10 protein-coding genes are annotated in these 12024 nt (G+C 59.7%); 3 read left to right on the top strand and 7 right to left on the bottom strand.

The annotated features are described in order from the left end of the window. The first annotated feature begins 4 nt into the window (after positions 1–4). Entirely contained in the window at positions 5–877 is an 873-nt protein-coding gene (locus ACR0AU_RS17250; protein WP_170733851.1) for a LysR family transcriptional regulator, read from the top strand. A gap of 28 nt (positions 878–905) precedes the next feature. Here the strand turns inward: ACR0AU_RS17250 and ACR0AU_RS17255 are convergent, their stop codons facing one another. The 5 genes from ACR0AU_RS17255 to ACR0AU_RS17275 all read right to left on the bottom strand — a co-directional run bounded on the left by ACR0AU_RS17255 (position 906) and on the right by ACR0AU_RS17275 (position 8083). After that, positions 906–1151 (bottom strand): MoaD/ThiS family protein, encoded by a 246-nt coding sequence (locus tag ACR0AU_RS17255; protein WP_170408213.1) that lies wholly within the window; start codon positions 1149–1151, stop codon positions 906–908. Next, positions 1144–3399, bottom strand: coding sequence for a xanthine dehydrogenase family protein molybdopterin-binding subunit (locus ACR0AU_RS17260; protein WP_480796007.1), 2256 nt, complete (start codon positions 3397–3399; stop codon positions 1144–1146). The genes ACR0AU_RS17255 and ACR0AU_RS17260 overlap by 8 nt, the downstream gene beginning before the upstream one ends. Beyond that, positions 3399–3878, bottom strand: a complete 480-nt coding sequence (locus tag ACR0AU_RS17265; protein WP_170408211.1) for a (2Fe-2S)-binding protein — start codon at positions 3876–3878, stop codon at positions 3399–3401. Before ACR0AU_RS17265 ends, ACR0AU_RS17260 begins: the two co-directional genes overlap by 1 nt. Beyond that, positions 3875–4741, bottom strand: a complete 867-nt coding sequence (locus ACR0AU_RS17270; RefSeq protein ID WP_480796008.1) for an FAD binding domain-containing protein — start codon at positions 4739–4741, stop codon at positions 3875–3877. Before ACR0AU_RS17270 ends, ACR0AU_RS17265 begins: the two co-directional genes overlap by 4 nt. A 129-nt stretch (positions 4742–4870) precedes the next feature. After that, positions 4871–8083: a reductive dehalogenase gene (locus ACR0AU_RS17275; RefSeq protein WP_480796009.1), complete on the bottom strand. Its 3213-nt coding sequence runs from the start codon at positions 8081–8083 to the stop codon at positions 4871–4873. A gap of 77 nt (positions 8084–8160) precedes the next feature. Here ACR0AU_RS17275 and ACR0AU_RS17280 point away from each other — a divergent pair, with 77 nt between their 5' ends. Further along, complete coding sequence (locus ACR0AU_RS17280) at positions 8161–9063, top strand: LysR family transcriptional regulator (protein ID WP_170398397.1); 903 nt, start codon at positions 8161–8163, stop codon at positions 9061–9063. On the opposite strand, the gene ACR0AU_RS17285 is transcribed toward ACR0AU_RS17280, so the two are convergent. Continuing rightward, on the bottom strand, positions 9054–9905 hold the full coding sequence (locus ACR0AU_RS17285; protein ID WP_170398394.1) for a LysR substrate-binding domain-containing protein: 852 nt from the start codon (positions 9903–9905) through the stop codon (positions 9054–9056). The genes ACR0AU_RS17280 and ACR0AU_RS17285 overlap by 10 nt on opposite strands. A 103-nt stretch (positions 9906–10008) precedes the next feature. On the opposite strand from ACR0AU_RS17285, the gene ACR0AU_RS17290 reads away from it, so the two are divergent. Beyond that, positions 10009–10710, top strand: coding sequence for an SDR family oxidoreductase (locus ACR0AU_RS17290; protein ID WP_223117393.1), 702 nt, complete (start codon positions 10009–10011; stop codon positions 10708–10710). 2 nt (positions 10711–10712) lie between these two features. Here ACR0AU_RS17290 and ACR0AU_RS17295 read toward each other — a convergent pair whose 3' ends face one another. Further along, a complete protein-coding gene (locus tag ACR0AU_RS17295) occupies positions 10713–11984 on the bottom strand; it encodes an NAD(P)/FAD-dependent oxidoreductase (RefSeq protein WP_480796010.1) in 1272 nt (423 codons plus the stop codon). Positions 11985–12024 lie beyond the last annotated feature (40 nt).

Raw genomic sequence — 12024 nt, forward strand, 5'->3', positions numbered from 1 at the left:
GAAGTTGGCAATCAAGATTGAGATGCTGCGTTGCTTTTGCACGGTGGCCCAGACCGGGAACCTGTCCGAGGCCGCCGACCGCCTTGGTCGAACGCAATCAGCCGTCTCGATGACATTGAAGCAGCTCGAAGACCATCTGGGCAAAAAGCTGTTCGAAGGCGAGCGCAAGAACCAGCTTTCCCCGCTGGGTGAGCAGGTACTCGATCTGGGCTTGCGGCAAGTGCGCCAATTCGATCAGACCGTCCAGAATATCGAGGCCGCCGCGCTGGCTGAACAGGGATTGATCCGGATCGTATCCGTCCCGTCGGTTGGCGCGTTGATCTTTCCACCACTATTGCACCACATGAGCAGCGAATCCCCCGGGGTGAAGATCGAGCTGCGCGACACCGACACGCAGCAGGTGTTGGATGCCATCGCTCAGGATCAGGCAGATATCGGAATCGCATCCGGGTATCACGCCCTGAACGGCATCCAAACCATTCCACTATTTCAGGACTCCTTTGGATTGGTCGCGGCCTCGGATCATCCTCTGATCACACGCGCAGAACCGCTGAATATCCCCGACATCGCCACCGCACCCTTTGTCCGAAACACGTTGTGCGATCTGATTCAAACGCCGGCTTTCCATACGGCAATCAAAAACGCCGAGATCACAATTCACAACACGCATTCATTGATCACGCTGGTGCGATCGGGCGAGTGGATCACGGTGCTTCCTCAAACCGTTGCCGAATTCTTGCCGGAGGCGGTGTCTTACCGCCCGATCACGGACCTTCACGACAAAAGGCAAGTGTATCTCTATGTCCGCGAGCGTTCGCGCTTCCAAGATCTGACCGAGCAGTGTTGCGCGTTCATCCTGTCCCGTGATTTCGCGTGAGGGAGGGGGTCGATTAGACCTTTCGCCTTCAACCGCCCCTGAGGCGCTGCATCAGATAAACCTCGGCACCTTCCGGAATCGGCTCGGACAGTCCGGTCGCGATGATGCGCCCGTCCAACGCCACCGAGACCCCAGCATCGATCGGTGCCTGCAGCCGGGGATGTATACGCACCAGTTCCTGCAGCAATTCGCCCGTGGTGGCGGCCTCAACCTCGACCACCTCGCGACCCCCGGTCAAAGACCGGAGGCTAGACCAGAGGTGGACCTCAACCATTGTCCTTGAGCGCGGCAAGAATGCGCGGCGGGGACATTGGCAGTTGCTTAAGGCGTACCCCGGCCGCGTTGGAGACCGCGTTGGCGATGGCGGCCAAGGGCGGCACGATGCCGGTCTCTCCCACACCACGCACACCGAACGGGTGGCCGGGGTTGGGCACTTCGACAATCACCGTGTCGATCATCGGCAGATCGCTGGCGACCGGGATGCGGTAATCGAGGAAAATCGAGTTCTGCAAGCGGCCATCCTCACCATAGATATATTCCTCGTTCAGCGCCCAGCCGATGCCCTGCGCAGCTCCGCCCTGATACTGGCCTTCGACATAGGTCGGGTGGATCGCCTTGCCCGCGTCCTGAATGACCGTGTAGCGGGTGATGCTGGTCTTGCCGGTTTCCGGGTCGACCTCGGCATCCACGATATGGGTGCCAAAGGATACACCCGCGCCTTCCGGCGTGGCCTCGAAATGGCCCGAGATCGGGCCGCCGGTCGCGCCCATATGGGCGGTGATATCGGCCAGCGGGCGCGGATCGAAGTCACCGGCATTGGGGCCTGAGGGCACGGCACAGCCGTTCTCCCATTTCACCGCATCAACCGGGATTCCCCAACTGGCCGCTGCGCGGGCGCATAGCTGCTCGACCGCGTGGCGCGCCGCCTTGATTGTCGCCAGACCCGAGGCATAGGTCACGCGACTGCCATGGCTTACATCATTGTAACCCAGCGTTGCCGTATCGGCGACGGTCACGCGGATATTCTCGTAAGGGATACCCAGAACTTCAGCTGCCATCAGAGCCATCGACGCACGTGATCCGCCGATATCCGGCGTACCGACCATGACTTGGGCCGAGCCGTCCTCGGACAGTGCTAGAGATACTGAGGTCTCACCACCATGGTTGAACCAGAACCCACAGGAAATCCCGCGCCCTTGCCCCGGCTTCAACGGGGCCGAGTAATGCGGATGCGCCTTGGCGGCCTCAAGCGTTTCGACAAGACCTATGCGCTCATAGGTCGGGCCATAGCTGGCTTTGGTGCCTTCATGCGCGGCGTTTTTTAGGCGCACATCCACCGGGTCGAGGCCGAGTTGATTGCACAGCTCATCCAACACAGATTCGACCGCAAACGCACCCATCGGAGCGCCCGGCGCGCGATAAGCGGCCTGTTTCGGGCGGTTGGCCATTACGTCATAACCGACCTGGCGAACGTTGGTCAGGTTGTAGGGCGCAAAGGCACACATGGCGGTCATGTCGCCGGGTGCACCCGGGAAGGCACCACCCTGCAGGCGGAAGATGCCTTCGGCTGCTGTGATGGTGCCGTCCTTTTTCATGCCGATCTTGATGTCCATCGACGCCGATGAGGTCGGGCCGGTCGCACGGAACACCTCGGACCGGGTCATCACGATCTTTACGGGGCGGTTGGCCTTGCGGCTGAGCGCCAACGCAACCGGTTCGATGAACACAGTGGTCTTACCACCAAAGCCGCCGCCGATCTCAGACGCGATCACACGCAGTTGTGAGGTTTCGATGCCCAGCAACGCCGCGCAGGTTTTCTGTGCGATCCAATGGCCCTGGGTGGTGCACCAAAGTTCACCTTTGCCGTCAGTACCCAGAGACCCCATGCAGGCATGAGGTTCAATGTAACCCTGATGGGTTGCCTCGGTAACGAAGCTGTCCTCAATTACCAGATCCGCCTCGGCAAATCCGGCTTCGACATCTCCGTGGCCGCTTTCGTGATAGCGCACCACGTTGGGGTGCATCCCCTCAGGCACCGAATAATCTGCCGCACCTTCGCGGATGACAGGCGCGTCCGGTGCCATCGCCTTGACCACATCTGTGACGTGGGGCAAAACTTCATATTCAACCTCGATCAGCTTCAGCGCATCGCGCGCCGCCAAGGCTGATGTCGCTGCAACTGCTGCAATCGCGTGGCCGTCATACAGAGCCTTTTCGCCCGCCATGACATTTTCCAGCACGTTCCAGAATTCGCCTTCCAGCCCCGGCTTGAAGGGGACATCGGCGAAATCGGCGCGGGTAACAACGGCTTTGACGTCTTTGTGGGCCTCGGCCTTTGAAGCATCAATCTTGACGATCCGCGCATGGGCATGGGGTGAACGCAGGATAGCGCCATGCAACATGCCGGGGGCTGAGATATCCGCACCGAACTTGGCGCGGCCCGTCACCTTGTCCAGACCGTCAGGGCGGTCAGGGCGGGTGCCGACAAACGTGAAGTCAGATTTGCGATCGTCCAGTGCCATTACGAAGCCTCCCGCATCTCAGCCGCCGTATCCATCACGGCGCGAATGATTTTGTCATAGCCGGTGCAGCGGCAGAGGTTGCCCGCCAGCCAGTACCGGGTTTCCTCTTCGGTGGGGTTGGGGTTCTTTTCCAGCAGCGACTTGGCCGCCACCAGAATGCCCGGGGTACAGATGCCGCATTGCAGGGCGGCATATTCGATCATCTTCTTCTGCAGCGGATGCAGGACGTCGCCGTCCGCGATCCCTTCAACTGTTTCGATCTGCTTGCCCTCAGCCTCGACGCCCAGCATCAGGCACGAACACACCAAACGGCCATCGACGCTGACCGAACAAGCACCGCAATCGCCGGTGCCGCAGCCCTCTTTCGCGCCGGTCAGGTTCAGCTTGTCGCGCAGACAGTCCAGCAGGGTTTCGCGCGGGTCGCAGAGGTATTCAACCGCGTCCCCATTCACGGTGGTGGATACGTGGAACTTGCTCATGCTTGTTCTCCCTTCGCGCGGGCATAGGCGATTTTCGCGGCGCGCTTGGCCAGAACGCCAGCAACTTCGGTGCGGAATGCAATAGTGCCGCGTTTGTCATCAATGGGGTTGCAGGCAGCCGAGGCCGCTGCAGCGAGCGCGTCCAGCGCCGCGTCATCCAACGCGCTGCCAATCAGCGCTTTGGCGCAGTCTTCAACCAGCAAGACGGTTGGTGCGACAGCCCCCAGTGAGACGCGCGCCTCGGTGATGGTATCGCCATCCAGTCGTAAGTTTACGCCCACACCAACCACCGCGATATCCATCTCGGTGCGCGGGATAAAGCGCAGATAGGCGTCACCGGCGTTGTCGCCACGCGCTGGAATGTTGACCGCCGAGATCAGTTCGCCTTTGGCCAGTGAGGTCTTGCCGGGTCCCGTCGGGATGTCTTCGACCGCCACCTCTCGTGTGCCGTCCGGGCCCGTCACGGTGACTGTAACGCCTGCCGCAACCATCGCTGGCACCGAGTCCGCCGCCGGAGAGCCATTGCACAGATTCCCGGTCAGCGTCGCACGCCCCTGTACCTGAGTCGATCCAATCAGATCCATCGCCTCGACCACACCCGGCCAATCGCGGCCCAACGCGGCGTGCTCGCTCATCTCGGCGCCGGTCGCGGCGACACCCAGCGTCCAGCTGCCATCGGCATTGCGGGTAATTTCGCTAACGCCATCGATCTTCTTGATGTCGATCAGCGTATCGGGCGTCACCAATTCCGAGCGCAACTGCACCAGCACATCGGTGCCGCCTGCCAGAAACCGAGTGATGCCCGTTGCATTTGCGGCCAGAGCCGACGCCTCGGCAAAGCTGGCGGGGCTGTGATAATCCATGAAAGTACCTCGCACCTGTTGATCAGGATAGACTGGGGTTCGCCGGGGACGTTAGTGCAGCAAGTCGGCGGCGTCCATGGCTGGAACGACCAATTTTTGGGATTCAAAATGTCGTTTTATCGAGAGCAATCACAGATCGATCTCGATCACCCCATCTGCCCGGGCCGCCCGGCTTTGGCACAGTATGATCGCACCTTCGCGTTGTTTGTTGGACAAAACGAAATCGCGGTGTTCGATCTCACCTGAAATCACGTCACATTTGCAGACCCCGCAGATCCCATCAGCGCATTTCACATCCACGTGAAAGCCCGCCTCATTAAGTACCTGCGCCGCATCTTTGTCAGCGGGTACAGTCAACTCCCGACCCGATTTCGCCAATTTCAGAGTGAACGGATGGTTCTCATATTCGGGCTGTTCCGGCACCGAGAAATATTCGAGATGCCGTGCACCTTCCAGAAACCCCTGCCGTTCTGCTGCGTGAATGACGCTGTCCATATAGCGGTCGGGGCCGCAGGTATAAACGTGCCATCCGTCCTGATATCCGCCCAGAACAGCCTCCAGATCGGCCCGTGTGCCCTCGTCCGAGAAGTGATAGTGCACGTGATCGGCCCATGGCACAGCCGCCAGATCATCCAGATATCCGGCACCTGCTCGTGTGCTGGCGGAATAGTGAAGCTCGAACGGTTTGCCCATCGCATGTAATCGGTGGGCAAAAGCAATCATCGGCGTGATGCCAATACCGCCGCCCATCAGAAAGGTTTTGGTTGCAGTCTCGTCCAGCTCAAAATGGTTTATCGGCTTTGAGATGAAGACCTTGCGCCCTTCGTTGAAGATGCGATGCAGCAAGGCCGAGCCGCCACGCCCCTCATCCTCGCGCAGCACGCCGATCTGATAAGTGTTGCGGTCGGAGGGATCGCCCGACATCGAGTACTGCCGCAGGAATTCGGGCGAAACCAGCACGTCCAGATGCGCGCCCGCAGTCCATTTCGGCAAGGGCGCACCGTCGAGGGTTGAGAACTCGTACTTGGTGACATCCGAGGTCATCTTGTCGACCTTGGTTAATTCCACCCGCATCACCGGGGCGTCCCCGGCGACCTTATAACGGTGGATCACAGACATATCGCCTGCCGCTTTGCGCGCTTTGTAGTCTTCAGCTGTGACCATCGCCTCATAGGCGGCAATTCCGGCTTCCCGGTCCATGTTGAAGGGATAGGGCCATGGGTGCGGAGCGAGCGGAGCGGGGTAGACAGCAAGCGTCTGATCCTCGTACTTCAAATCGAGGTCTTTTTGTAGGTCCCGCCGGTTCAATGGGTGCTGCGACGGGCGATAGGCTCCGTCGGCTTCCAGTTCGATATCCCACCACCATTTCTTGGTGTCATTCAGACCACCATTACCGACGGCGTCATCCAGTTTGGCCAATGCAGGCGCGGCCTGCGGAATATTCATCGCGGCCCATCGGAACGGGCGTTCCTTGAATATACCTTCGAGATTCCATGGGCAGGTCTTCATGCATCGTCCGCACATCGCCCCCCCGGGCGTGGTGATACGGTAAGTGGCGCATTTCTGGCTGTCGGATTTCCAGATTTCATAGCCGTTGAACATCAGCTTTGGCCCGGCAGTGATCGCGCCCGAAGGGCATTCCCGAGCGCATTTGTTGCAGCTTTCGCAAAACGTCTGAAGGCCGAAATCGATGGGCTTGTCATGCGTCATCGGCATGTCGGTTGTCACGACACCGGATTTCAGGCGCGGGCCAAGATAGGGGTTCAGGATCACCTCACCGATCCGACTGACCTCGCCCAACCCCGACAACAGCAGCAGCGGCGGTTGCAGCACCTCGCCATCCATCACCGTATGCGCCTTGGCTTTGTAGCCGAGATTTCGGATTTGCTGCGCGATCACGCCCCCCAGCAGTGAAAACCGCAGGTAGGCGCGCATAGATTGGGCCACACTGATCCAGTCATCCCCGCTGGCGCCTTCCATCGTCTCATAGCCCTGGTCGATGATCATGCTGATCGCCTGATCATGGGGCGGAACGATTTCGTCTCCGGTGGCGTCATGGGAATACCAGCTCCACTCGGGGCACCGGCTGAGCCCGACGGCGTCGACCCCAAGGAAATAGGTTGCAGCCTTGATATTCGCGGCATTTCTTTCGGTATCTGTGGGCTGTACAGCCTCGGCGCTGTCACCGTCCTGCAGCAAAACAAATGCGCCCAGCGCGCGGCGTTGGGCGAAGCTGGGGGCGGATTTGCGCACGTAATGCCCGCCCTTTGTCGCATCCTGCAGCGATTTTCCCATGTCGCCGAACTGAGCCCGCGCAAACATGTCTGCGCGTTTGGGCACCCGGGCTACGTTTTGCTCGTCGATATAGGTGGTCGGTGTGTCGACTCGTTTGAGGTTTTCAAAAGGATGTGCCCCGTCCACATAGCGCCGCTTGGCATAGGCATCCCGGTTCACAGCGTTCTTGGCGAAGCCTGCACCCAGCCACCATGCAGGTCCTTGCGTGCGGAACCACGGTTGTTCGGCCAGCGGTCGCAAGGGTCGGTCATGCGCGATCTCCATTTCGGTGGTCACAGCGGCCAATCCGAACCGCTTACCCAACCAGGGCACCACAACCGCACCATCCTCAACCGAGGCCAGACCCGCAGCAACTGCCAGCTTGCCCAGATCAACCTCAGAGGACATCGCCGTATGCGCCCGCGCATCGAAACCCAGGAGGCGGATGTAGTTGGCAATGACCACAGCATTCTCGGTGGCAAGCAAACAGGCGCGGTGATCCTGCGCATCCATGATCCAATCGGACCCGGGCTCCGAGGGGTCCGGATCGCGGTTGAACTCATAGAGAAACACGAGCGTATGGCGATGACGGTCCATCGGGCGTGGCGCGGCCTCCATGCTTTCTTTTAGATCCGCCATGATCACATCGATGCCTGAGGCCAGCGTTTTGGTTTGCCGTGTCCTTAGCGCATGTGCCAGCCGGTCGATATCCGGGTTACGCCGAGGCTCAGCCAGCATCGCCTCCGCGGGTAGCGGCCCGCAGCCCATCATCGACGCATCGTTGAAATAGCCAAACGCTTTCAGATGATTGGCACGATCTGCTGGGTTGGCAGGAATTTCCGATGCTACGGGGTTCACAAATCCATCCCGAATTGCGTCCATCATCGCCTGAAACTCGCCCATCGCATTCACGATGCTTTCGGGCTGCTCGGGCCTGCGAAAGCTAAGCGCACACATCGGTTCGACCTGCGCCAGATCAGGCATCCGACCCTGCCGCGCCAGCCGTTCCAGCGGGAACGGACCCATGTGAACAGGTCTGTTCTTGTCCGAGAAAAAGCGGATCCCCATCGCGCGCCTCCAGTTAGCTGCCCTTTCCCCTACCCCGGCATGGACACCAAATCCATTCATGAATAATCATAAATGATATGAGCAGAATTGATTTCACAGATCTGGACGGCAAGGTCCTACGGGTGTTCCTGACGATACTCGAAGAAAGCTCGGTGTCGAAAGCTGCCGACCGGTTAGGGGTGACGCAATCGGCCATCAGCCATACGCTGGGCAAGTTGCGGCAAGTGCTGGGCGATCCACTATTTGTCCGATCCGGACAGGGGCTGACCCCGACCGAACGCGCTTTGTCGTTGAAAGAGCCGGTGCAACAGGTGCTGGATAACATGCGCGCCCTGACCGAAGGTCGCCCGTTTGATCCGCTGTCCGAACAGATGGACATTCAGATCGCCACCAACGACATGCCGCGTGAGTTGATCTTTCCCGAACTTCTGCGGGCGACACGCGCCGAAGGCGTCAGGTTGCGGCTGGAGTTCATCCCGTCGGGTGTTCCCGACCCGGACTTGCTGCGCAGCGACCGGTGTCAATTGATGCTCACCCCGCTGCCACCGGACGGGCCGGATATCTTTCAGAAGCGGCTGATCACCAGCCCGTTGTTGGTATTCTATGATGCCGCTCACCGTGATCCGCCTGAGGATTGGCAATCCTATTGCAATAGCGATCATGTTGAGGTGCGATTTGCCGACGGGCGCAACGCCCGTGCCGTGATGCGTGGCGTGGATCAAAGCCAGATCAGACCGCCCGTCGTAACCCTGCCGCATTTCAACGCGATCCCGCCATTCGTGAAAGGCAGCGACCTGATCTCGACCGATACGGAGTTGATGAAATGCGGGCCGCTTGCCACGCTGGACAGTGCGCCACTGCCGTTCAAATGCGAAGCAGTGTCAATCTATATGGTCTGGCACCAACGCTCGGCCAACGACCCGGCACATCGTTGGTTACGCGACCGGATCGACGCGATTGCGGCCTCGCTTCAGACCTGAGATAGCAACCAGTCGCGCATCTGTTTCACCAGCTCCGGTTGGCGCGGTTTCTGCGGGGTGACGATGAAAAAGCTCAAATCGTCAACCAGCACCTCAGAGAGCGGCTGCACCAACCGACCCGAAGCCAGTTCCGCAGACACAAGTGGCGCATTGGCCAGCGCAAAGCCTTGCCCCGAGACAGCGGCGTCTATCGCCAGACTTGTCTGGCTAAAACTCATCATCCGCGGCTTCCCCTCGACCCCGGCGCGTTCAAGAAACAACGGCCACAGCCCATGGGAATCGCTGAGCAAAACGTGTTGCATCAGGTCGTCTGGACCTGAAATTTGCGATGCGAGGTCCGGACTGCCCACGACAACGAATTCGGTCGAGAACAAAGGTGTTGCTTGCAGATCTCGAGCAACCGGTGAACGGCTCTGGCGTACTGCAATATCGATTCCATCAGACTGGAAATCCGCCAACCGCTCGCGCGCGTCAACCTGCACCGAGATATCGGGATGGCGGGTCACAAAATCATTCAGACGCGGCACCAGCCATTTTGAGGCAAAGCTGGGCGTGACCGAGATCGTGATCTGCCGCTGATCAGCCAGCTCATCGACAGCCTCTTCAATCAGCCGAAACGCCCGACGCAGCGGCGCGTGGAACCGACGCCCCGCTTCGGTCAAGCGCAACCCACGTGGTAGTCGTTCAAAGAGTGCAGTGCCCAGCCGCGCCTCCAACCCCCGCACCTGCTGCGCAACGGCCCCTTGGGTTACGCCGATTTCTTCCGCAGCCAAGCGAAAGTTCAAGTGGCGTGCCGAGGCCTCAAAGGCGCGCATCGCATTGAGAGGTGGAAGAGCGGGCATAACTAGACTGTAGATTTTCTACAGCCTATGCGCAATAGAACTGATTGGTCAAAGTGAACGCTGCCAGCCATCTTTATACCAAACATCGCAAAGGAGCGTGAAGATGGAAAAAGTAGCTTTGATCACGGCAGGCGGCAGCGGTATGGGCGCGGATTCCGCGCGCAGATTGGCGGCGGATGGTTTCAAAGTCGGCATCCTGTCCTCGTCAGGCAAGGGTGAGGCGCTGGCGCATGAGTTGGGTGGCGTGGGCATCACGGGCTCGAACCAGTCGAATGATGACCTGCAGAAACTGGTCGATGCTGCAATGTCCCATTGGGGGCGGATCGATGTGCTGGTGAACTCAGCCGGGCACGGACCCCGCGCAGCGGTGCTGGAGCTGACCGATGAGGACTGGCACACCGGCATGGATGTCTATTTCATGAATGCCGTCCGACCGACCCGACTGGTGACCCCGATCATGCAAACGCAGGGCGGTGGATCGATCATCAACATCTCAACCTTTGCTGCGTTTGAACCGGACCCGGTTTTTCCAACTTCGGGCGTATTCCGCGCTGGGTTGGCTGCTTTCACCAAGCTGTTCTCGGACAAATACGCCGCCGAGAATATCCGCATGAACAATGTCTTGCCCGGTTTCATCGACAGCCTCCCGGAAAAGGAAGAGTTCCGCGCACGCATCCCGATGGGTCGCTACGGGCGCAGCTATGATGAGATCGCCTCGGTCGTGGCTATGCTCGCCTCCGAAGGCGGAGGCTACATAACCGGGCAGAACATCCGCGTCGATGGCGGCATCACCCGGTCTGTCTGAATTCAGAACCGCGCCTTAACAAGATGTGTCAGCGCCGCGCCGGTTTCGAAGAAAGCGCGGCGCAGACCAGTCCAGTTTTCGCTATACTCAGCCACTGACGGAACCGGCAGCAGGGACGGATCGTCCTTGAGCAGGCTTTTGGCCATCAAACGCCCGAACACGGTGCCCGGCCCGATCCCACGCCCCGAAAACCCATGCGCTGCTAACGCATTTGGACCGATCAGAATGATTTTGGGAATATGATCCGAAGTCATGGCAATCCGCCCATGCCAGCCCTCAATCAACGGCTGATCCGCCAATTGCGGATAAAGTGCAGCCAGTTTGCGCTTGATCCAGGATTTGTGTGCAAATCCTCCGGCGCTGCATAGGTCGCCCATACCGCCAATGATAAACCGTCCTGCCCGATCCAAACGGAAGGATGTCATGATCAGGCCGGTATCCCAGCATCCCTCTGCTTTGGGCAATATGCTGGCCCGCAGGTTATGGGACAGCGGCGCGGTGGCGTATTGGAAGTAGTAGACCGGCACATAGTCTGGTGCCGTATCGGCGATGCCCAGATGATACGCGTTGGTCGCCTGAATAACCGATCTTGCGCGTACGGTTCCACCATCCCCCTGCAGCACCCAAACCCCGGCTTCCTGCCGCAAAGATCGAACCGGGCTTTGCGTATATATCTGCGCCCCCGCATTCTGTGCGGCGCGGGCCAGTCCCACCGCATAGCTCAGCGGCTGAATTGTACCCGCGCGGGGGTCAAACAATGCGCCGTGGACAGCCGGACTGCCCGTCCGCTGGCGCGACGCGTCAGGATCGAGCAATTCGACCGGCGCACCAGAAGCGCTCAGCTGTGCGTGGCGTGTACGTAGATCACCAAAGCCCGAGGCCGAATGAGCACAATGCAACGTGCCTTGCCGCTCAGGCTCGCAGTCAATCCCGTGCGCTTCAATCAACTCGAACACGTCTGACGGCGCGTTAGCCAGCAGATCGATCAACCGATCCCCCGCCATTTGCCCCAGATGCGACCGAATTTGATCGGGTGGCAGCCAAAGCCCTGCGTTGACGAGACCGACATTCCGCCCCGATCCACCATGGCCGATCTGATGCGCTTCGAGCAGGCACACCGAAGCCCCCGCTTTTGCTGCGGTCAAGGCCGCAGAACACCCGGTGTAACCACCGCCGATCACGGCAAGATCAACGCTTACGTCATCAGAAAGCTTTTGCGTGTCGATACGCTCGCGACAGGTGTGCCGCCATAACGATTGATCATAGTCGCGCATGCCCGGGCCTCGCCAAAGTTTCGCTGATCATCAGGCTGGT

The organism is Ruegeria sp. CG1 (assembly GCF_056537265.1).